Origin of the sequence: Cupriavidus alkaliphilus (genome assembly GCF_900094595.1) — a bacterium.
Lineage (GTDB): Bacteria > Pseudomonadota > Gammaproteobacteria > Burkholderiales > Burkholderiaceae > Cupriavidus > Cupriavidus alkaliphilus.
Genome location: NZ_FMAD01000004.1, coordinates 496,347 through 517,047, shown reverse-complemented (window position 1 = coordinate 517,047; position 20,701 = coordinate 496,347). Strand labels below are relative to the sequence as shown.

At 69.7% G+C, this 20,701-nt stretch carries 17 protein-coding genes; 13 read left to right on the top strand and 4 right to left on the bottom strand.

What is annotated here, in order from left to right:
• Positions 1–145: 145 nt before the first annotated feature.
• Complete coding sequence (locus GA0116996_RS11665; protein WP_092311035.1) at positions 146–505, bottom strand: ArsR/SmtB family transcription factor; 360 nt, start codon at positions 503–505, stop codon at positions 146–148.
• Positions 486–950 (bottom strand): SRPBCC family protein, encoded by a 465-nt coding sequence (locus GA0116996_RS11660; protein WP_092311032.1) that lies wholly within the window; start codon positions 948–950, stop codon positions 486–488. Before GA0116996_RS11660 ends, GA0116996_RS11665 begins: the two co-directional genes overlap by 20 nt.
• A gap of 339 nt (positions 951–1,289) precedes the next feature.
• Between GA0116996_RS11660 and GA0116996_RS11655 the strand changes: the two genes are divergently transcribed.
• From GA0116996_RS11655 to GA0116996_RS11630, 6 genes are all read left to right on the top strand, one after another.
• Positions 1,290–2,615: an MFS transporter gene (locus tag GA0116996_RS11655; RefSeq protein ID WP_092311029.1), complete on the top strand. Its 1,326-nt coding sequence runs from the start codon at positions 1,290–1,292 to the stop codon at positions 2,613–2,615.
• Positions 2,616–2,618: 3 nt separating this feature from the next.
• Positions 2,619–2,798, top strand: a complete 180-nt coding sequence (locus GA0116996_RS11650) for a hypothetical protein (RefSeq protein ID WP_092311026.1) — start codon at positions 2,619–2,621, stop codon at positions 2,796–2,798.
• Positions 2,788–4,146 (top strand): AtzE family amidohydrolase, encoded by a 1,359-nt coding sequence (locus tag GA0116996_RS11645; protein ID WP_092311023.1) that lies wholly within the window; start codon positions 2,788–2,790, stop codon positions 4,144–4,146. Before GA0116996_RS11650 ends, GA0116996_RS11645 begins: the two co-directional genes overlap by 11 nt.
• Positions 4,147–4,315: 169 nt before the next feature.
• On the top strand, positions 4,316–5,302 hold the full coding sequence (locus tag GA0116996_RS11640) for a Bug family tripartite tricarboxylate transporter substrate binding protein (RefSeq protein ID WP_092311020.1): 987 nt from the start codon (positions 4,316–4,318) through the stop codon (positions 5,300–5,302).
• A 26-nt stretch (positions 5,303–5,328) separates the two neighbouring features.
• Positions 5,329–6,837: an N-acyl-D-amino-acid deacylase family protein gene (locus GA0116996_RS11635; protein WP_092311017.1), complete on the top strand. Its 1,509-nt coding sequence runs from the start codon at positions 5,329–5,331 to the stop codon at positions 6,835–6,837.
• Between the two features lie 32 nt (positions 6,838–6,869).
• Positions 6,870–8,207, top strand: coding sequence for an aspartate aminotransferase family protein (locus GA0116996_RS11630; protein WP_092311014.1), 1,338 nt, complete (start codon positions 6,870–6,872; stop codon positions 8,205–8,207).
• Positions 8,208–8,571: 364 nt separating this feature from the next.
• Here the strand turns inward: GA0116996_RS11630 and GA0116996_RS11625 are convergent, their stop codons facing one another.
• Positions 8,572–9,663, bottom strand: coding sequence for a methyl-accepting chemotaxis protein (locus tag GA0116996_RS11625; RefSeq protein WP_092311011.1), 1,092 nt, complete (start codon positions 9,661–9,663; stop codon positions 8,572–8,574).
• 188 nt (positions 9,664–9,851) lie between these two features.
• On the opposite strand from GA0116996_RS11625, the gene GA0116996_RS11620 reads away from it, so the two are divergent.
• The 5 genes from GA0116996_RS11620 (at position 9,852) to GA0116996_RS11600 (ending at position 16,017) form a co-directional block, all read left to right on the top strand.
• Entirely contained in the window at positions 9,852–10,220 is a 369-nt protein-coding gene (locus tag GA0116996_RS11620; RefSeq protein ID WP_092311008.1) for a hypothetical protein, read from the top strand.
• A 135-nt stretch (positions 10,221–10,355) separates the two neighbouring features.
• On the top strand, positions 10,356–12,467 hold the full coding sequence (locus GA0116996_RS11615; protein WP_092311005.1) for a TonB-dependent receptor: 2,112 nt from the start codon (positions 10,356–10,358) through the stop codon (positions 12,465–12,467).
• 21 nt (positions 12,468–12,488) lie between these two features.
• Positions 12,489–13,205 (top strand): ABC transporter ATP-binding protein, encoded by a 717-nt coding sequence (locus tag GA0116996_RS11610; RefSeq protein WP_092311002.1) that lies wholly within the window; start codon positions 12,489–12,491, stop codon positions 13,203–13,205.
• Positions 13,202–14,620, top strand: coding sequence for an ABC transporter permease (locus tag GA0116996_RS11605; protein ID WP_092310999.1), 1,419 nt, complete (start codon positions 13,202–13,204; stop codon positions 14,618–14,620). Before GA0116996_RS11610 ends, GA0116996_RS11605 begins: the two co-directional genes overlap by 4 nt.
• Positions 14,617–16,017, top strand: coding sequence for a DUF3526 domain-containing protein (locus tag GA0116996_RS11600; RefSeq protein ID WP_092310996.1), 1,401 nt, complete (start codon positions 14,617–14,619; stop codon positions 16,015–16,017). Before GA0116996_RS11605 ends, GA0116996_RS11600 begins: the two co-directional genes overlap by 4 nt.
• A gap of 8 nt (positions 16,018–16,025) precedes the next feature.
• Here the strand turns inward: GA0116996_RS11600 and GA0116996_RS11595 are convergent, their stop codons facing one another.
• A complete protein-coding gene (locus GA0116996_RS11595; protein ID WP_092310993.1) occupies positions 16,026–16,646 on the bottom strand; it encodes a flavodoxin family protein in 621 nt (206 codons plus the stop codon).
• 315 nt (positions 16,647–16,961) lie between these two features.
• Between GA0116996_RS11595 and GA0116996_RS11590 the strand changes: the two genes are divergently transcribed.
• Together GA0116996_RS11590 and mdtD are read left to right on the top strand one after the other, a co-directional pair.
• Entirely contained in the window at positions 16,962–19,148 is a 2,187-nt protein-coding gene (locus tag GA0116996_RS11590; protein ID WP_092310990.1) for a TonB-dependent receptor family protein, read from the top strand.
• A 101-nt stretch (positions 19,149–19,249) separates the two neighbouring features.
• Positions 19,250–20,674, top strand: a complete 1,425-nt coding sequence (gene mdtD / locus GA0116996_RS11585; protein ID WP_092310987.1) for a multidrug transporter subunit MdtD — start codon at positions 19,250–19,252, stop codon at positions 20,672–20,674.
• Positions 20,675–20,701 lie beyond the last annotated feature (27 nt).

Genomic DNA, 20,701 nt, shown 5'->3' with positions numbered 1-20,701 from the left:
AGCGGTGATGCGAGGGACCACGTGACCGGCGAGGCAGCGAAACGACGCTTGTTTGCTCCCTCTCCCGCTTGAGGGAGAGGGTTGGGGAGAGGGTGGGAGCATCCACAAGCGGGAGAGGGAGCAAGCGGGCGAGGGAGCCAACCGGCTAATGCTCGCCCTCCACCGCCAGCTTCAGCTTGCCCAGCGCAAACTCCCACTGCCGCCCGATCGCTTCCAGCGACCGGCGCGCGGCATCGAGCTGGCCGGGCTCGAACTGCCACAGGCGCTCGCGTCCGGCGCGGCTGTCGTGCACCAGCCCGGCCTGCGCCAGCACCTGCAGGTGCTTGGTCACCGCCTGCCGCGTCATCGCACTGCCCGCCGTCAGTTGCGCGATCGACATCGCGCCGCCGGCGCACAGCGCCGCCACCAGCCGCAGCCGGGTTTCGTCGCCAAGCGCGGCAAACACCGTGGCCGACTGCCGCAGCCCCTGCGCGTCCGGCAGCGCCTCAGGCAGTGCCGGCAACATGCTCGCGGATATTGTTGACCTGCGCGTCCCAGCCGCCGCTGTTGATGCGGAAGGCTTCCTGGCGGCGTTCGGGCGGGATCCGGTCAAAGCCGGACTCGACCAGTGTCAGCATGGTCCCGCCTTCCACCTCGCGCAGCGTGAATTCCACCAGCGTGGCCGGCTCGTCCGAGTAATCGCGCCCGCGCTCCAGCGGCGCCGGATGCCAGCGCCACGACAGCAGCCGTTCCGGCTCCATGCGTTCGACGTGGACGTCGAACTTCAGGTATTCGTAACCCGGATAGGTGATGCTGCCCACCACGCGCTCGCCCGGGGCGAAGGTGGCGCCGTCGAAGCGGACGCCGAACCAGCTGCCGAAGGTATCGGCATCGGTCAGCGCGTGCCAGACGCGCGCGACGGGGGCTTCGATCAGGATGCTGCGTTCGATGCGGTCGGTTTCTGTGGGCATGTCCGGTCTCCTGTGCAAGGCGTTGCGTGCAACGCCGTGGTTGCATGTTAGGAGACCGGCGCGGAAAGCGCAACCAAATGGTTGCTTTTCGTCCCGGGCAGCGGTGCTTACAGATCGAGCACCAGCCTTTGTCCCCTGCAGCGCGATACGCACGCAGGCCTTGGACGGCAGGTATTGCCGCCCTGTTTCGTTGTGGCGGGCCGTTCCCGTTCCCCGCCACCATGAAAATATCGTTTGTTTCAGTGTAAACCATGCTGGAACGTTTGTTTCATTGCCGGCTATGATGGCATCTCCTGGCGCCGGCCCCCCGCGCGCCTGTACACCGGAGGAGAATCCATCATGTCCCTGGCCAAGCCAGCCATGCCCCAGGCGCCGGGCCACGCCGGCGCGCTGCCGGACGCCGCCGACACGGCGCTCGCCAAGGTCACGCGCCGCATCGTGCCGTTCATCGTGCTGTGCTATTTCTTCAGCTACCTCGACCGCGTCAACGTGGGGTTTGCCAAGCTGCAGATGCAGCAGGCGCTGGGGCTCAGCGACGTGGTCTACGGCCTGGGCGCAGGCATCTTCTTCTGGGGCTACATGCTGTGCCAGGTGCCCTGCAGCCTGCTGATCTACCGCTTCGGCATGCGCCGCTGCATGGCGGCCATCATGATCTTGTGGGGGCTGGTCTCGGCCGCCACCATGTTCGTGACCACGCCGGTGGAGTTCTACGCCGCGCGCTTCCTGCTGGGCGTGACCGAGGCCGGCTTCTTCCCGGCCGCGGTGATGTACCTGAACAAGTGGTACCCGGCCGACCGCCAGTCGCGCATCATGTCGATCCTGTTCCTGGCAATGCCGCTGGGCATGGTGCTGGGCGGGCCGTTGTCCGGCGCGCTGATGTCGGGCACGCATGCCCTGCACGGGCTCGACGGCTGGCAGTGGATGTTCCTGATCGAGGCGCTGCCGGCCATCCTGCTGGGCCTGCTGCTGTTGCGCATGCTGCCCGAAGCGCCGGAGACCGCGTCCTGGCTCACGCCGGCCGAGGCCGCCACCATCACCCGCACGCTCAGCACCGAGAACGCGAAGAAGAACACCCGCTTTACCGCCGCGCTGAAGTCGCCGATCCTGTGGGTGCTGATGGCGATCTGCCTGCTGTTCAATATCGGCAACTACGGCCTGGTGTTCTGGCTGCCGACCATCATCCAGTCCACGGGCATGTCGTCGCCGCTGGAGATCGCCATGCTGACCGCGATCCCTTACGCGGTGGCCTGCGTTGTCATGAATCTCAATGCCGCGCATGCCGAGCGCACCGGCGAGCGGCGCCTGCATTCCGCGCTGCCGCTGCTGGTGGCTGCCGTCGGCATGTGGGCCAGCACGCTGTTCCCGCACGACACGGTGCTGGCGATGGTGTTCCTGACCATCGGCATCTCCGGCCTGATGGCCACCCTGTCGATGTTCTGGGGCCTGCCTGGCCGCGTGCTGGCCGGCACCGCCGCGGCCGGCGGCATCGCCATGATCAACAGCGCCGCCAGCCTGGCCGGCCTGATCGGCCCGGTGCTGATGGGCGGCATCAAGCAGAGCACCGGCAGCATTTCGCTGGGCGTGCTGGCGCTGGCCGGGCTGATGCTGGCCGCGGCGGTGCTGATTCTGGCGATCCCGCGCCAGCTGATGCAATCGCGGAGCTGAACCATGGCGAATGGCTATGGCGACGATCCCGCCGGCCTGGCCGCGCAAGCCGCGGCCAACCTGAAGGGGCCGGTCGCGCCGCACGATTGCGAGCAGGCCGCGGCGCTGCTGGCCGGCATGGCGGCGATGGTGGCGGGCCTGCGCGACGCGCTGGCGCGCGAGGAGGGGCAGCATGGCGGCTGACATCCTGAGCGCGGTGGCCATGGCGGCGCAAGTGCGCAGCGGCGAGCGGCCTGCCACCGCTCTGGTGCGCGACGCCTTGCAGCGCGCCGAAGCCGCCGCGCCGCTCAACGCCTGCTCGGCGCTGCTGGCGCACAGCGCGCTGGCACAGGCCGCGGCGCTGGACCGCCGGCGCGGCGGGGGCCAGCCGATGCCGCCGCTTGCCGGCGTGCCGTTCGTGGTGAAGAACCTGCTGGACGTGCGTGGCCATGCCACCCTGGCCGGGGCCGAGCCGCGCGCGCAGGAGCCGCCGGCCACGCGCCATGCGGATGCCGTCGAGGCGCTGGTGGCGGCGGGCGCGGTGCCGGTCGCGCTGGCGGCGATGGACGAATACGCGTGCGGCGCCACCGGCGAGAACGTGATCGGCGGCCCGGTGCGCAACCCGCTCGACCCCTCGCGCATCACCGGCGGTTCGTCGGCGGGCACCGCGGCGCTGGTGGCGGCCGGCGTGGTGCCGTTCGGGCTGGGCTCGGACACCAATGGCTCGATCCGCGCGCCGGCCGCGTTCTGCGGCATCTGGGGGCTGCGCCCCACCACGGGCCGGCTATCGCTGCGGGGATGCGTGCCGTATGCGCAGAGCCTGGATACGGTCGGACCGATGGCGGGTAGCGCCGCTGACCTCGCGCTGGCCTACGCGGCCATGCTCGGCGTTGATGCGCCGGAGGCTGCGCAGCACCCTGGCCGCCCGACCACGTTGCGCGTCGGCGTGCTCGGCCGAGGCTTTGCCGATTTTGCCGAGCCCGCGGTGCAGTCCGCCGTGCTGCGCGTCGCCTCAGCCTTCGGCGCGGTGCGCACCATCGACCTGCCCGACGCGGATGCTGCGCGCAACGCGGCCTCGGTGATCTCCGCCTATGAAGTCGGACGCAACCACCAGGCAATGGGTTTTTCGACGCGCCATGGCGGCTACAGCGCCTTCGTGCGCCAGCGCATCCTGGCCGGGCTGGCCATGCCGCGGGACTGGTATGACATGGCGTGCCGGTACCAGTCGTCGTGGCGACAGCGGTTGCTGGCGCTGTTCGATGAGGTCGACCTGCTGCTGGCTCCTTCGACGCCCTATGCGGCAACGCCGATCGGCGCTGATGTTGTCGAAGGTGTTGGGCGCACCTACCGGCCACGTGCCGATGCCGGCCACATGACGCGGCCGTTGTCGCTGGCGGGCCTGCCGGTGGTGGCCGCGCCTTGCGTGGGCGAAGGCTTGCCGGTGGGCATCCAGATCGTGGCACCGCCGTGGCGGGAAAGCCTGGCGCTGGCGGCAGGGCATTTCCTCGAGGCGCAAGGCCTGTGCAGCAGGGCTGTGCCTCGATCGCTGTAACGTTTGTTTCATTAAGAATGAGCGTCACGGGAAGCACTCTGGTCGCGAATGCGTGCCCGGTTTGTTTCGTTCCTATGATGAAAGAAACAAATGTTGCATTGATCGCGGTCGTGCACCTATACTGCAAGCGCATCACCGCGCCAACCCAGCTACTGAACGGGATATCGACATGCAAAAACAAAGACAGCAACGGAGGCGGTCGCTGGCTACCCTGTTGTGGCTGGGCGCGGCAGTCCTGACTGGCCCCGCTGCGGCAGACAACTATCCCGCGCGTCCGGTCCGGCTGGTGGTGCCGTCGGCGGCGGGGGGAAGTCCGGACGTGCTGATGCGCGCGCTCGGCGCCGAGGCCGCCAAGTCGCTCGGCCAGTCGTTCGTGATCGACAACAAGCCCGGCGCTTCGGGCGTGATCGGCATCTCGGAGCTGGAGCGCGCCACGCCCGACGGCTACACGCTCGGCTACGCCAACAACGTCACGCTGTCGATCAACAAGAGCACCTTCCGCAAGCTGCCGTACCGGCCCGATGCCTTTGTGCCGGTAGTGCTGCTGTTCAAGGTGCCGAACGTGATCGCCGTCCGTCCGGACATGCCGGTGAAGACCTTTGCCGAACTGGTGGCCCACATCAAGGCCAACCCGGACAAGGTCACCTACGCTTCGCCCGGGCAGGGCACGTCCGGCCATCTCACCGGGCAGCTGCTGGCCGACAAGGCGGGGCTTGCCTGGACCCATGTCGGCTACAAGGGCAGCCCGCAGGCGGCCACCGATGTGGTGGGCGGCCAGGTCAACGTGCTGATCGACAACATGCCGACCATCCTGCCGCTGATCAAGGCCGGCAAGCTCAGGCCGCTGGCCGTGACCAGCCTGGCACGTGCGCCGCTGCTGCCGGCGCTGCCCACCATCGCCGAGTCCGGCGTGCCCGGCTTCGAGGGCGTGGCGTGGGGCGGTCTGGTGGCGCCGCAAGGCACCACCGCCGACGTGGTGGCCAGGCTCAACGGCGCCTTCAACCGCGCGCTGGCGGATCCGGCCATTCGCGGAAAATTCGCCGCACTGGGCGCCGAGCCGGTCGGCGGCACGCCGCAGGCGCTGGCCGGCTATGCCGCGCAAGAAACCGACAAGTGGGCGGCGGTTGTCAAACAGGCCGGCATCGCGCCGCAATGAGCCCGCCAGCAAGACAAGGATTGACCATGGCATCACAACCCGCCGCGCCCCGGCGCGCCGACCTGATCTTCCGCAACGCCACGGTCGTGGACGGTACCGGGGCCGACCGCCGCCTGGCCGATGTCGCCGTCGCGGGCGACCGCATCGTTGCCGTGGGCGACTGCGGCGGCATCGCCGCGGACCATAGCGTCGACGCCACCGGCCGCGTGCTGGCGCCGGGCTTTATCGACGCGCATACGCATGATGACGGCTACCTGCTGGTGCACCGGGACATGACGCCCAAGGTGTCGCAGGGCATCACCACGGTGGTGACCGGCAACTGCGGCATCAGCGTGGCGCCGCTGGTCAGCGGCGCGCCGCCGCAGCCGCTGGACCTGCTGGGCCCGCCCGCTCTGTTCCGCTTCGATACCTTTGCGCAGTGGCTCGACGCGCTGCGCGCGGCGCCCGCGAATGTCAACGTGGTGCCCTTGCTGGGGCACTCCACGCTGCGCGTGCGTGCGATGCCGGAACTGGACCGACCCGCCAATGACGCGGAGATTGCCGCGATGCGCGAGGAGGTCGGGCTGGCGGTGGAGGCGGGCGCCTTCGGGGTGTCGACCGGCACTTTCTATCCACCGGCAGCTGCGGCCACCGAAGCGGAAATCATCGCCGTGTGCGAGCCGGTCCGCAGCCATGGCGGGGTGTACTCCACCCATCTGCGCGACGAGACCGATGCCATCGTGCCGTCGATCGAGGAGGCGCTGCGCATCGGCCGCGCGCTGGACTGTCCGGTGGTGTTCTCGCACCACAAGGTAGCGGGCAAGCGCAACCATGGCCGCTCGGCCGAAACGCTGGGCCTGCTGGCCGAGGCCGCGCGGCTGCAGCCGTTGTGCCTGGACTGCCATCCCTATCCCGCGACCTCGACCATGCTGCGGCTGGACCGCGTGCGCCAGTCCACCCGCACGCTGATCACCTGGTCAACCGGCTATCCCGCGGCGGGCGGCCGTGACTTCCATGAGCTGATGCTGGAGTTCGGGCTGGATGAGGAAGCGCTGCTCGCCAGGCTGCGTCCCGCAGCGGCCATCTACTTCATCATGGATGAGCGCGACGTCGCGCGCATCGCGCAGTTCCCGCTGACTATCTTCGGCTCCGATGGCCTGCCGTTCGATCCGCGCCCGCATCCGCGCCAGTGGGGCACCTTCCCGCGCATCCTGGCGCGCATGGTGCGCGAAGACCAGCTGCTGACGCTCGAGGCCGCGATCCACAAGATGTCCGGACTGGCCGCGCAGCAATACGGCCTGCAAGACCGCGGCCGGATCGCCGTTGGCGCGTTTGCCGACCTGGTGCTGTTCGATGCGCAGCGCGTGCAGGACCGCGCCACCTTTGAAGACCCGCTGCAGCTCAGCACCGGCATCGACGGGGTCTGGGTCAACGGCGCGCAGGTCTGGCAACAGTCCGCCGGCGGCGAAGACAGCACCGGCAATGCGCTGCCCGCTTTCTCCGGCCGCGTGCTGCGGCGCGTTGCCACCCACAATCCTTCCGCCGCGCGCCGCTGACGCGCGGCGGGCACTGCCACCACCCTCTCATCATGACCCACGTATTCCATCGCAATCCGCGCCAGCCGTTGCCCGTTGCCGTTGCCGGGCAGGGCATCGAACTGATCGACAGCACCGGCCGGCGCTACCTGGACGCCTCCGGCGGCGCCGCCGTGTCGTGCCTCGGGCACGGCCATCCGCGCGTGATCGAGGCGATCAAGGCGCAGCTCGACACCATCGCTTACGCGCATACCTCGTTCTTCACCACCGAGGTGTCGGAGACGCTCGCCGAAACCCTGGCGCAGGCCGCACCCGGCGATCTCGATCATGTCTACTTCGTCTCGGGCGGCTCCGAGGCGGTGGAATCGGCGCTGAAGCTGGCGCGCCAGTATTTCGTCGAGATCGGGCAGCCGGCACGCCGCCACTTTATCGCGCGCCGCCAGAGCTACCACGGCAATACGCTGGGCGCGCTGGCGATCGGCGGCAACGCCTGGCGGCGCGAGCCGTTCCTGCCGCTGCTGGTGCCGGCGCACCACGTGTCGCCGTGCTATGCGTACCGCGACCGGCTCGCGGGCGAGACCGACGCGCAATACGCCCAGCGCCTGGCCGACGAACTGGAAGCGATGATCCTGAACCTGGGGCCGGAAACCGTGGCGGCGTTCGTCGCCGAAACCGTGGTGGGCGCCACCGCCGGCGCGGTGCCGCCGGTGGGCGACTACCTGAAGCGCATCCGCGCCGTATGCGACAAGTACGGCGTATTGCTGATTCTCGATGAAGTGATGTCAGGCATGGGCCGCACCGGCTACCTGTTCGCGTGCGAAGAGGACGGCGTGGTGCCTGACATCGTCACCATTGCCAAGGGCCTCGGCGCCGGTTACCAGCCCATCGGCGCGATGCTGTCGACGCGCCGGATCTATGACGCCATCGTCGGCGGCAGCGGCTTCTTCCAGCACGGACACACCTATATCGGCCATGCCACGGCCTGCGCGGCGGCCCTGGCAGTGCAGCGCACCATCGCCGAGGACAAGCTGCTGGCCAACGTGCTGGCCCGCGGCGAGCAACTGCGTACCCGGCTGCGCGAGGCGCTGGGCGGCCACCCCAACCTGGGCGATGTGCGCGGACGCGGCCTGTTCGTCGGCGTGGAGTTCGTCGCCGATCGCGACAGCAAGGCCACGCTCGATCCCGCGCTGAAGACGCACGCGCGGCTGAAATCCGCCGCGATGCAGAACGGGCTGCTGGTTTATCCGATGGGCGGCACCGTCGACGGTGTACATGGCGACCACGTGCTGTTCGCACCGCCGTTCATTTGCACGCCGCGGGATATCGACAACATCGTCGACCGCTTTGTCGCGGCGGTGGGGGCGGTGCTGCCGGCGAGCGTTGCGGCCTGATTCACTGAAAGGCTGCCCTTGCTGCTGGTTTGCTCCCCTCTACCGCTTGCGGGAGAGGGGCAGGGGGGTGAGGGTAGGCGGTGGCATACCGCAGGCCTCGCTTCGTAGAAACTCCGGCCCTCGCACCAACCCTCTCCCGCAAGCGGGAGAGGGAGCACACAATCGGTCGTGATGCTGGAGCGGCCTGCTCCATCAGCGCCGCGTTCTGCGGCGTCACGGTATTCATATGCGCCAGCTCCCCTGACCTGCGCGATGCGATCTGGTAGCGCGGCACCGCGCCTGACCGTGCAGAAAATTCTTCGACTCTAATCGACTGATCCTGCTGTTTGAGCCCCCGCTATAGACCCAGCGCTGGCCCCCCACCTTACAGCCTGAACTCCCCCACCACCTGCTGCAACTCCGTCGCCCGTCCCGCCAGTGCCTGCGACGCACTGGCTGCCTGCTCCACCAGGGCCGCATTCTGCTGCGTCACGCTGTCCATCTGCGCCACCGCCTCGTTGACCTGCGCGATGCCGGCGCTTTGCTGTTCGGATGCTGCGGTGATTTCACCCAGCAGGCCGGTGACGCTGGCCACCGCCTGGACGATCTCCTGCATGGTTGCGCCGGCCTGGCCCACCAGCGCCGAGCCGCTGTCCACTTGCTGCACGGAATCGTCGATCAACTGCTTGATCTCGCGCGCCGCGGCGGCGCTGCGCTGCGCGAGCGTGCGCACCTCGCCCGCGACCACGGCGAAGCCGCGGCCCTGTTCGCCCGCGCGCGCGGCTTCCACGGCGGCGTTCAGTGCCAGGATATTGGTCTGGAAGGCGATGCCCTCGATCACTTCGATGATGTCGGTGACCTTGCGCGAACTGGCGCTGATCGCCGACATGGTCTGCACCACGTTGCCCACCACTTCGCCGCCGCGCGCGGCGATGCCCGAGGCGCTGGCCGCCATGCCGTTGGCGGCGCGGGCGCGTTCGGTGTTCTGCTGCACCATCGCGGTCAGCTCGCCCATGCTCGACGCGGTTTGCTGCAGCGCCGCGGCCTGCTCTTCGGTGCGTTGCGACAGGTCGGTATTGCCGGCGGCAATCTGGTGCGAAGCGTCGGTAATGGAGTCGGTGGCGGTGCGGATGCGTGTCACCAGGTCGGTCAGCATGTCTTCCATCTCGCCCAGGCCGCCCAGCAGCCGGCCGAACTCGCCGCCGCGTTCGGTGTTGAACTCCTGGCTGAGGTCCCCCGCGGCCACGGTTTCGGCGATGTGGACGGCTTCGGACAGCGGCGCCTCGATGCCGCGCGCCAGCGCCCAGACCCCGCCCACCGCCACGCACAGGGCTGCAGCGGCCAGCGCGATCAGCAAGCGCCGGGCATCGGCGGCTTCCTGCATGCGCGGCAAGGCCACCGCGATCCCGATCGCCATCAGCGACCACATGGCGCCAAACGCCGCGCCCAGGCGTATGCGAATCCCCAGGTTCTGCATGTCAGTCTCCCGTCTCCGTCCCACTGCGACCCCATTGTTTAACGGCCGGGAAGGGCGAGGGCTTTAGGGTTGGAAGCGCGCGCTCCGCTTACATTTGCAATTGAGTTGCGTTATGATGGCGCCCGTCGATTCCGCCAGCGCCACCTGCAATGCGTCAGCATGCGAACCTCGTACGTCTCGCCTGGGCCATGCTCCTGCTCGTTCTCGTGCAGGCGTGGGCGGCGGCGACGCACGTGCATGCGGTGCCTGAGCCAGGCTCGCAAGCCATGATGGCCAGCCCGTCCGCCACCGCGGCAGCGGACATACTTGACACCTCCGGCGCCGTCGATACCGACCGCGCGCCCGCCGACGGCGAGACCGAGTGCGATTGCCTGTGGTGTTCGCCCAGGCTGCATCTGTTCCTGGGCATCGCCATCGCGGCGCAGCTGCTTGGCGTAATCCGCCGCTTGCTCTCGCGCACGCGGCCGGTCGATGTCGCCGCGCCGCCGTGGCGTACCCGCTTCCTGTCTCCACCCACCTTGCGCGCGCCCCCGGCGCTGCCCCGCGCCGCCGGCTGACCGCCACGGCGCCACTCTCCCTTTACGTCTGATTCCGCGCCCGCGCCATCGCAGGCGGGCGGCTTCCTTACGTCTGGATTGGTACGGCCAGCCCGGTGCCCGCAGCGGCTACCGTTCGCGCTGCCGCAAGGTTTCATGCACAACAACGAATACACGGGTACCGCGCGCGCCCTCGCTTGCGCGCTGTTGCCGCTGGCGTCCGGCGGCCTCAGCCAGGCCGCTACGGCCGAGACCGGACACGCGATACTGCCGCAAGTCAGCGTGGTGGCGACACAGGATGACCGCCCGCATGACCAGCGCGGCGTCGTCACCACAGACAGCGCCGGCCTGCCGGCCGCGGTGTCGGTGGTGACGGCCGACGAACTGGCCACCATCAATATCGGCCGGGACATCTCCAACATGTTCCGCCGGGTGCCGGGCGTGGTGGCCAACAACATCGACCAGGGCGACACCGGCAATGGTTTGCGCATGCGCGGTTTTGCCACGCAGGGCACGCACGGCGCCGACACCGCGGTCTATGTCGACGGGGTGCCGCAGAACATGCCGTCCAGCCAGGCGGGTGCCGGGCATGGACCGGCGTTCCTGGAATGGCTGACGCCGGACATGATCGGGCAGATCGACGTCATCAAGGGGCCGGTGTCGGCGCTGTACGGCGACCAGAACCGGGCGGGCGCGGTGCCGATCCAGACCCAGTCTGGCGACGTGCCCTCGAGCATCGGCATCGGGCTGGACCGCTACGACGGCAGGCGCGCCACCCTGGTGCTGTCGGGCAGCCATGCGTTGCGGCCGGAAGCGGAACCGATCCGGTCGCTGTTCGTCGCCGACCTCTACCGCACCCACAGCTATCGCTACGATGGCAGCACCGATCGCGACAACCTGTTCTGGAAATTGTCCACCAGGATCGGCGAGGGCAGGTACAGCCTGCGCCTGAATCACTATCGCGCGGAATCGACGGCCGCCGGCTACCTGCTGCTGAGCGACCTGCAATCGGGCAAGGTGGACCCGCGCTCGACGCAGTACGGCCTGCCGGGCTTCGGCAGCGGCAAGCGCACGATGTTCGCGCTGAACCGGGCGCCGGCGCATGGCGAAGAAGGCTGGTACGCGACCGTGTACGGCGAGGCGTTCGAGCGCGAGCGCGGGATCGCCACCAGCAGCGTGCAGCATACCGTGGGCTCCGACGACCGGAATATCTTCGGTGGCCGGCTGGCCGGCAATGTCACCTTCGCCGACCGGGCCGCGCTCATGGCCGGCCTGGAGGTGCGCCGCGACCGCGGCGACGCACAGCGCCAGATCTGGCTGCGCGGCGCGCCGACCGCGAACTATGTCAATGCCCAGCAGCTCAGCCTGCTGACCTACGGGCTGTTCGTACAGGGGCAGTTCAAGCCGGTCGAGTCGATCAAGCTGAGCGCCGGCCTGCGGCGCGACTGGTTCGACTACGACATCGTCAATCGCAAGCTGCCGGCTGCCAGCACGCACTATTTCGACGGCGTCACCACGCCGAAGATCGGCGTGGCCTGGACCGTGCTGCCCGGGCTTGACCTGTTCGCCAACGTCGCCCAGGGCTTCCGTTCGCCTGCCGCGGAGCAGATCAGCAGCAGCGGCGCGACCGGGCCGCTGGGCGCGCCCGGCGGGACGGTTTATGACGTCTCGCCGTCGAAGGTGAAATCCTACGACGTGGGTTTCACCGCAACCCCGGCCCGCAACCTGACGGTCACCGCCGCGGCGTATTACACGCTGAACGAGGACGAGATCGTCGGACAGGCGGACGGATCGTTCCGCTCGGTGGGGGACACCACCCGCAAGGGCTATGAGGTCGAGGCCCGCTGGCGGCCGGTGCGGCCGGTGTCGGTCTATGCCAGCTACGGGCACATCATCCAGGCCGAAGCCAACAACCCGCTGCCCAACACCGGGGCACGGCTGTCGGTGCCCCGGCACCAGCTCAAGGTGGGGGCGGAGTACCGGCAGCGGCTGCAAGGTGCGCAGCTGACGCTCAATGCCGACGCCTACCTGACCACCGGCATCCCGTACTACATGGGCACGCCGCAGACCCAGCTGCGCTTCATGCCGGCCTACACGCGCTTCGACCTGCGCGGAGTACTCGACTGGAAGCAATACCAGCTGTCGCTGTTCGCGGTGCTGCAGCCGCACCGGTTCTCGACCGAGGCCGCCTATGGATCGGCGGCCGGGCTGCTGGTGGCCCCCCAGCCGACATGGCAGTTCGGCATGGCGGCGCGCTACTTCTTCTGACCTGCCCGACGGAGACAACACATGCTTGAAATTCGTGACCTGGTAGTGCTGCGCGACGGGCGTCGGGTGGTCGACGGCCTCCGTCTCCGCGTGCCCAGGGGCTGCGTCTATGCCTTGCTGGGCGGCAACGGCGCGGGCAAGACCACCACCATCGACGCGATCCTGGGCTTTGTGCCGCCGGCCGCCGGCGTGGTACGCGTGGACGGGCTGTCGCCGCTGGCCGAACCGATCGCGGTCAGGCGGCGCGTGGCCTATCTGCCCGAGAATGTCGCCCTGTATCCCTACCTGTCCGGTGTTGAGAACCTGGACTACTTTTGCGCGATGGCCGGCATTGCCCTGTCGCGCACCGAGGCCGCCGCGCTGCTGGACGGCGCGGGGCTGGCGCGCGAGGCGCAGGACCGGCGGGTCGGCGCCTACTCGAAGGGGATGCGCCAGAAGGTCGGGCTGGCCATTGCCGAGGCCAGGTCGGCGTCGCTGCTGCTGCTCGACGAGCCCACCTCGGGGCTGGACCCGGCGGCCGCCGATGACATGGCGCAGCGCGTGCGCAAGGCCGCCGACGCGGGCATGGCGGTGCTGATGGCCACGCACGACCTGTTCCACGCCAGGCAGCTCGCCGACCGTATCGGCATCCTGCGCGCCGGCGTGCTGGTGGCCGAGTTCGACGCGGCCACGCTCGACCACCTGACCCTGACCGCCGCCTACCTGGCGCATGCGCGCGCACCGGGGAGCGCGTCATGATCGGCGCGGTGTTTCGCAAGGAAATGAAGGCGATGGCCCGGGAAGGACGGATCGCCGCGCTGCTGGCCCTCGGTGCGGTGGTACTGGCCATCGCCTTGCTGGTGTCGCTGCAGCGGCATGCCACCGTCGCCAGCGAGTTGGCGCAGGCCGCCGCCGCGACGCGGCAGCAGTGGGACGACCAGGGCGACAAGCATCCGCATCGCGGTGCGCACTTCGGTCTGTACGCGTTCCGGCCAGCTTCGCCGCTCACCGCGATCGAGCCGGGACTGGGCGATTACTTCGGCCAGGCGCTGTGGCTGGAGCCGCACCGGCGCAATCTCGCGCGCTTCGAGCCTGCGCAGGACGCGCTGCCATCGGCGCGCTTCGGCGACCTGAGCGCCGGCTTCGTATTCGCGGCGCTGTTGCCGTTGCTGGTGCTTGCCGTCAGCTTCGATGCCGTCAGCGGCGAGCGCCAGCGCGGCACGCTGCGGATGCTGCACGGGGCCGGCATGGCCCCTGCCAGCCTGCTGGCCGGCAAGTTCCTCGCGCTGGCCGCGGGCTTCGCCGGTTTTTCGTTTGCGCTGGCGGCGGCGCCGGTGGTGGCCAGCTATGCCGACGGCTCGCTCGATGCCGCGATGTGGTGGCGCGCCGGGGGACTGGGTGCCGGCTATCTGCTGTACACGGCCATCCTGGCGGGCCTGGGGCTGGCGGTTTCGGCATGGATGGCCAACGGCAGGAGCGCGCTGCTGACGCTGGCCGGGCTGTGGCTGGCCTTTGTCTTCGTGATCCCCGGCGTCGGTGCGGCGCTGGCACGGCAGGCCGTGCCGCTGCCTTCGGCGCAAGCCTTCTGGGCCGCGATCGGGCACGACTACACGGAAGGGCTGCCGGGCGACGGCAACCTGGCCGCCCGCACCGCGCGCCATGACGCCGCGCTGCTGGCGCGCTACGGCGTGTCCCGGCTGGCGGACCTGCCAGTGGGCGCGGCGCCGCTGCGCCGGCTGCAGCGCGATGCCTACGCCGACCGGGTCCACGCCTTGCATTTCGATGCGCTGTGGCAGCGCTACGCGGCGCAGGAGAACGTGATGCGCGTGGCCGCGCTGCTCAGCCCGACGCTGGCGATCCGCAATTTCGCCATGAAGATGGCCGGCACCGATCTCGCGCACCAGCGCCACTACGAGACCGCCGCGGAACGCTATCGGCAAACGGTCAATACCGCCATCGATGCCTGGGATGCCAGCCACACCCGCGGGCTGACGTCGTTCGAGGAAAAATATGCGGGCGCATCGCTGTGGCGGGCGATCCGGCCCTTTGCCTACACCATGCCGCCGGCGGGCTTCGCGCTGCGCGCGGCGTGGCCCGAGATCGCGTGCCTGCTCTGGTGGTGCGTGCTGGTCGTGGCCGCACTGTACGGTTCCCTGCGGAGGATGCAGCCATGAATGTCATCGACGAGAGCGGGCGCATGCTGCGCGCCCAATGGCGCGCGCTGTGCGCCGCGCGGGGCGCCCGCTGGGCGCTGCTGCTGTTCGCCATCGCGCTGTGCGCCTGCGCGCTTGCCTCGGGGCTCGGCGCGCGCGCCTGGCATGACCGGTTCCAGCAACTGGAAGCCAGCGCCGAGGCCGCCTTGCGCCAGGCCGGGACGCACGCATTGCCCGCTGCGCCGGACGAGGCCGCCATGGCCGCATTCCGCTTTGCCCGGGCGCACGCGCCGGCGGCGCTGCTGCCCGCGGCCGGCGGCCGGGCGCTGACCAGCGGCATGCTCGAGCTGCTGCCGCCAGCCATCCGCGTCACCGTGGAAAGCCGCCATACCGACGCACGCAACGAGGAGAAGCTGGGCAACCCGCTGTTGCAGCGCTACGGCATGGTGGATCTGGCCACGGCGGTTGCGTTGCTGGTGCCGCTGATGCTGGTGTGCCTGGGCGCAGGCATTGTCCAGGGCGAGCGCGAGCAGGGCACGTGGCGGATGTCGCTGGCGCAGGGCGCGGCCGGCTGGCGCCTGCTGCTTGCCGCGATGGCGGTGCGGGCGGGCGCGGTGTGGATGGTGGCGGTGCTCGCTTCGCTGCTGGCGTTCCTGCTGGATCCGGCGGCGACGCTGCGCGCCTTCGCGGCGTGGGTGTTCTGCCTCACCGCGTTCGTCGTGTTCTGGAGTGCGGCCAGCGCATGGCTGAACTTGCTGGCGGGTTCCGCCGCCACGGCGGTGCTGGCTGGCCTGGGCCTGTGGGCGGTCATCACCTTCGGCGCGCCCGCCGTGATCGCGGCCGCGACTGATCGCGTGGCGCCGATGCCCTCGCGGCTGGCCGCGATCGTGCAGATGCGCGCCGCCCAGCAGGCGGCCGAAGCCGCCACGACGGAACTGGTGCAGGCATGGTATCGCGCCAACCTGCAATGGACCCCCGCCGTGCAGCGCCAGCACACCTGGCCGGTGTCGTTCATGCCGCGTTACCTCGAACAGGCCGCGCGGATCGAGCCGATCGCGGCTGCTTTCGAGAACGTGCGCGCGCAGCGGTTCGAGCACGCGGAAGTTTGGGGATGGCTGTCGCCGCCGCTGTCACTGCTGCTGGCGGCGGACCGGCTGGCGGGGCACGACGCCCCGCGCTATGCCCGCTACATGGCGCAGGTGAACCGCTTTGAAGCCGAGTGGCGTGCCTTCTTCGTCCCGCGCATCATGAGCTATCGCGGCGTGCTACCGCACGACTACGCCAACGCGCCGCGCTTCGCCTGGGCGGACCGCTTCCCATGGCATGCGGTGTGGCGTGCCGGCCTGCAGCAACTGGCACTGGCCGCTGCGCTGCTGGCCCTGCTGTGGCGGTGCCGGGCCCGGCTGGCCCGGCCCTGACGTGCGGCTCAGGCAGCTTCCTTCAGTGCCGCCAGCGCCTGCCGCCCTGCCACCAGCTGCTGCGCCACTTCGGCCACGCGCGCGCCCAGGTGCTCGGCGGTACGCAGGTCCGCCGGCGGCGGGGCCACCTCGGCGCTGACATCCGCATCCGACTGCGCGGCCGCGCCCAGGAAGAACCCGTGGCGGTTCAGCGAATCCTCGGTCGACTTCGAGTTGTTGTGGCCCGGAGGCAGGCCCAGGTTGACCCAGTGCATGCCGTGCTGCGCCGCGAAGATGGCGATCTGCTGCAGCGTGGCCAGCTTGTCGCCGGAGCGCGAGGCTGCGTTGGTAAAGCCGGCGGCTACCTTGTTGGCCCACTTGCCACCCTTGGCGAACACGTTGCGCGAGGTCGCGTCCATAAAGCCCTTGAACTGGGCCGAGGCGCTGCCCATGTAGGTCGGCGCGCCGAAGATGATGGCATCGACCTGTTCCAGGGTATCCCAGTGCTGGTCGATGTCTTCGACCGGGATCAGCAGGCTTTCGGCGCCCGCCACACGGCCTGCGCCGCGCGCGACGGCCTGGGCCTGCCTGGCGGTGTGGCCGTAGCCGCTGTGATAGACGATGGCAACGCGGGTGGAGGCGGTAGTCATGATATCGGGTCCTTTTAATTCCGAAAATCTGAATAAGCTTGTGCTGCATCGATTCCTTGTTTTGATGGGCGATGCGGCGGCTGGTGAGGGAAGTGTAGGGGGATGGAACACCTCTGGCAGGGGCGCTCCTGCAATCAGTTGTTGAAATTTTCTGAATATCCGTCCGAGGGGCGGTTCCGCCAGCCGATCCACGGGTTTTCCCGGCGGCGCCGCGCGTAGCCAGCATGGCGTCGGCCGGGATAAAGTTGCGCTATATCCGCTCACGCCCGGCGCTGCCCGGCTCCGCGCCCCAACCCGCAACCGCTTCCGATTCCCATGAACCCAGGCGGCAGGCAGATCCCGGCGGTGCGGCCACAGCGCCGTCCCCCCTCTCGTTTCCTTGCCGTGCGCACGCTGGCGTGCGCGGCGCTGGCGCTGGCCGGCGCGGCGCGGGCCGCGGATGCGCCCGGCACGGCCGTTGCCGCGGCCACCGGCGAGACCCTGCCCGACGTGGTGGTCAGCGCCACCCGCAGCGAGCAGCGCCGCTTCGACGCGCCCGCCGCGATCGACAGCGTGCCGGTCGATCCGCTGCGCAGCGCCACGCCGCTGGTCAACCTGTCGGAGGTGCTCGCCGGCGTGCCCGGCGTGGCGGTGCGCGACCGGCAGAACTATTCGCAGGACCTGCAACTGTCGGTGCGCGGCTTCGGCACGCGCTCGACCTTCGGCGTGCGCGGCGTGCGGCTGTATGTCGACGGCATTCCCGCCACCATGCCGGACGGGCAGGGGCAGGCTTCGACGGCGGACCTGGCCAATGCCAGCCGGGTCGAAGTGCTGCGCGGCCCGTTCGCGCAGCTGTATGGCAATGCCTCGGGCGGAGTGGTGCAGGTGTTCACGCCCGATCCGCCCACGGATGGGTTCACCGGGCGCGTCTCGACCGGCTTCGGCGCCGACGGCCAGTGGCAGGCCGGGGTGGCGCTGGCCGGCGGCAATGACCGGCTCGGCGGCTCGCTCGATGCGTGGACCTACCAGACCGACGGCTATCGCGAGCACAGCGCGGCGCGCCGCTACCAGCTCAATGCCAAAGTGGTGGCGCAGCCGGCCAGCGGCACGCGCGTGACCGGGCAGTTCAATTACTTCAACCAGCCGCTGGCGCAGGACCCGCTCGGCCTGACCCGCGCGCAGGCCGATGCCGACCCGCGCCAGGCGGTGGCCGCGGCCACCCAGTTCGATACCGGCAAGACCGTCGAGCAGGCGCAGGCCGGGGTGGTGGTGGACCACCAGGTCAGCGGCACCGACAGCCTGTCGGCACGGCTGTACGGCGGCACGCGCAACCTGTACCAGCGGCTGGGCTTCAGCGGCGCCGCGCCGACGTCGTCCGGCGGCATCGTCGACCTCGACCGCACGTTCGGCGGTGCCGCGCTGTCCTGGAACCGGCGCACCACCACTGCCGCGGGTCTGCCCTTGCTGTGGAGCGCCGGGCTCGAAGCCAACGGCATGCGCGACGGCCGCAACGGCTACGTCAACCAGAACGGCAGCCAGGGGGCGCTGCGCCGCGACGAAACCAATACCGCGACCGACCTCGGCGCCTTCGCGCAGTTCGACTGGAGCTTCCATCCGGCCTGGCAACTGGTGGGCGGGGCGCGCGCCAGCCGGGTGCGGCTGGGCATCGACGACCATTTCATCACCGCGGCCAGCCCCGACGACAGTGGCCACGCCAGCTACAGCAATGTCAGTCCGGTGCTTGGCGTGGTCTGGCACGCGCTGGATTCCCTCAACGTCTACGCCAACCTCGGCCGCGGCTTCGAAACCCCGACGCTGACCGAGGTCGCCTACGGTCCCGGCGGCGTCGGCAGCAACCTCGGTTTGCAGGCATCGACCAGCCGCCAGGGCGAGATCGGCATCAAGTGGCAAGGGTCGGGGCAGCGCCTGGAAGCTGCGCTGTTCGATGCCGACAGCCATGACGAGGTGGTGCCGCAATCGAACAATGCCGGGCGCACCGTCTTCCAGAATGTCAGCGGCGTGCGCCGGCGCGGGCTGGAGCTGGGCTGGCGCGGCGGCTTTCTCGGGCAGGTCGGCACCCCGGGCCAGGGCGGCGGCAGCCGGATCGAAGCGGGGCTGGCCTATACCTGGCTCGATGCGTACTTTGGTGATGGCTTTATCAATGCGCAGGGCCAGGCGGTGGCGGCCGGCAACCGCCTGCCCGGCACCGCGCGCCACAGCCTGGCCGCCGACCTGTCGTGGCGACCCGTCGCCCCGCTGACACTGGGCGCCGAGCTGCGCGTCGACAGCCGCGTCTATGCCGACGACCTCAACACCCAGGCGGCGCCGGGCTATGCCGTGTTAAACCTGCGCGCGGGCTATGCCTTCCGGATCGGGCCGACGCGTTTCTACCTGTTCGGCCGCATCGACAACCTAGCCGACCGGCGCTACATCGGCTCGGTGATCGTCAACGAGGCCAACGGACGCTACTTCGAGCCGGCACCGGGCCGGCGCTTCTTCATCGGGCTGCGGGCCGCGCTGTAAGCGCCGCGCCGATTGCCTCGGCCGTGGTTGCCCTTTAAGGTGTTGGCTTTGGCCGGCGCGCACCGGGTCACGGCGGCGGCGGCCGGACCCGGAGCCGTACCATGACCTCGCCCGCGCCCGACGACCGCACCCGCCGCATCATGCTGTGGGTGGTGGCGGTCGGCTTCTTCATGCAGACGCTGGACTCGACCATCGTCAACACCGCGCTGCCGTCGATGGCGCACAGCCTGGGCGAGAGCCCGCTGCGGATGCAGTCGGTGGTGATCGCCTACTCGCTGACCATGGCGGTGATCATCCCGGCCTCGGGCTGGCTGGCCGACCGCTTCGGCACCCGCACCATCTTCCAGACCGCGATCGCGCTGTTCGTGGCCGGCTCGCTGCTGTGCGCCTACGCGCCGACGCTGAACTTCCTGATCGGCGCGCGCGTGGTGCAGGGCGTGGGCGGCGCGATGCTGCTGCCGGTGGGGCGGCTCTCGGTGCTGCGCACCTTCCCGCGCGAGCAGTATCTGCAGGCGCTGAGCTTTGTCGCCATCCCCGGCATGATCGGCCCGCTGATCGGGCCCACGCTGGGGGGCTGGCTGACCCAGGCGCTGTCCTGGCACTGGATCTTCCTGATCAACGTGCCGGTCGGCGTGCTGGGCGCGCTGGCCACCGTGCGCTACATGCCCAATGCGCGGCTCGCTGGCGTCGGCCGCTTCGATCTCGCGGGCTACCTGCTGCTGGCGACCGCCATGCTGGCGCTGTCGTTCTCGCTCGATGGCCTGGCCGGGCTGGGCTTCCAGCACGCCACCGTGCTGATGCTGCTGATCGGCAGCATGGCCGCGCTGACGGCCTACGGTTTGCACGCCAACCGTCGCAAGCAACCGCTGTTCCCGTTGCGGCTGTTCCGCATCCACAGCTTCAGTGTCGGGCTGCTGGGCAACCTGTTCGCGCGTATCGGCAATGGCTCGATGCCGTTCCTGATCCCGCTGACGCTGCAGGTCAGCCTGGGCTATGCGCCGCTGGACGCCGGCCTGATGATGCTGCCGGTCACAGCGGCCGGCATGGCGTCCAAGCGGCTCGCCACGCGGCTGATCCAGCGCCATGGCTACCGCCGCGTGCTGGTGTCGAACACCTTCGTGGTGGGGTTGGTGATGGCGGCCTTCGCGCTGATCACGCCGCAGCTGCCGCTGTGGCTGCTGGTGCCGCTGCTGGCCGTGTTCGGCATGGTCAATTCGATCCAGTTCACGGCGATGAACACGGTCACGCTGAAGGACCTCAGCGGCGCCGGTGCCAGCAGCGGCAACAGCATGCTGTCGATGGTGCAGATGCTGTCGATGAGCCTGGCCGTGACGGCGGCAGGGGCGTTGCTGGCGACTTTCCAGCACCGCTTTGGCGGGGATCCCGCCGCGGTGCTGCCGGCCTTCCATGCCACCTTTATCTGCATGGGGCTGATCACCTGCGCGTCGGCCTGGATCTTCATGCAACTGGGCGTGCGCGAGGCCGCGCCGGCGATCCCGGTGCAGCACGGCGAAAAGGAGGTGTAGCGCGCGCAGCGTTTCGGCCTGGGCGTG

Excerpts from the sequence above, each read along its gene's own strand:
- GA0116996_RS11665 (WP_092311035.1), bottom strand. The coding sequence starts at position 505 with ATGTTGCCGGCACTGCCTGAGGCGCTGCCGGACGCGCAGGGGCTGCGG.
- GA0116996_RS11660 (WP_092311032.1), bottom strand. The coding sequence starts at position 950 with ATGCCCACAGAAACCGACCGCATCGAACGCAGCATCCTGATCGAAGCC.
- GA0116996_RS11655 (WP_092311029.1), top strand. The coding sequence starts at position 1,290 with ATGTCCCTGGCCAAGCCAGCCATGCCCCAGGCGCCGGGCCACGCCGGC.
- GA0116996_RS11650 (WP_092311026.1), top strand. The coding sequence starts at position 2,619 with ATGGCGAATGGCTATGGCGACGATCCCGCCGGCCTGGCCGCGCAAGCC.
- GA0116996_RS11645 (WP_092311023.1), top strand. The coding sequence starts at position 2,788 with ATGGCGGCTGACATCCTGAGCGCGGTGGCCATGGCGGCGCAAGTGCGC.
- GA0116996_RS11640 (WP_092311020.1), top strand. The coding sequence starts at position 4,316 with ATGCAAAAACAAAGACAGCAACGGAGGCGGTCGCTGGCTACCCTGTTG.
- GA0116996_RS11635 (WP_092311017.1), top strand. The coding sequence starts at position 5,329 with ATGGCATCACAACCCGCCGCGCCCCGGCGCGCCGACCTGATCTTCCGC.
- GA0116996_RS11630 (WP_092311014.1), top strand. The coding sequence starts at position 6,870 with ATGACCCACGTATTCCATCGCAATCCGCGCCAGCCGTTGCCCGTTGCC.
- GA0116996_RS11625 (WP_092311011.1), bottom strand. The coding sequence starts at position 9,663 with ATGCAGAACCTGGGGATTCGCATACGCCTGGGCGCGGCGTTTGGCGCC.
- GA0116996_RS11620 (WP_092311008.1), top strand. The coding sequence starts at position 9,852 with ATGCTCCTGCTCGTTCTCGTGCAGGCGTGGGCGGCGGCGACGCACGTG.
- GA0116996_RS11615 (WP_092311005.1), top strand. The coding sequence starts at position 10,356 with ATGCACAACAACGAATACACGGGTACCGCGCGCGCCCTCGCTTGCGCG.
- GA0116996_RS11610 (WP_092311002.1), top strand. The coding sequence starts at position 12,489 with ATGCTTGAAATTCGTGACCTGGTAGTGCTGCGCGACGGGCGTCGGGTG.
- GA0116996_RS11605 (WP_092310999.1), top strand. The coding sequence starts at position 13,202 with ATGATCGGCGCGGTGTTTCGCAAGGAAATGAAGGCGATGGCCCGGGAA.
- GA0116996_RS11600 (WP_092310996.1), top strand. The coding sequence starts at position 14,617 with ATGAATGTCATCGACGAGAGCGGGCGCATGCTGCGCGCCCAATGGCGC.
- GA0116996_RS11595 (WP_092310993.1), bottom strand. The coding sequence starts at position 16,646 with ATGACTACCGCCTCCACCCGCGTTGCCATCGTCTATCACAGCGGCTAC.
- GA0116996_RS11590 (WP_092310990.1), top strand. The coding sequence starts at position 16,962 with ATGAACCCAGGCGGCAGGCAGATCCCGGCGGTGCGGCCACAGCGCCGT.
- mdtD (WP_092310987.1), top strand. The coding sequence starts at position 19,250 with ATGACCTCGCCCGCGCCCGACGACCGCACCCGCCGCATCATGCTGTGG.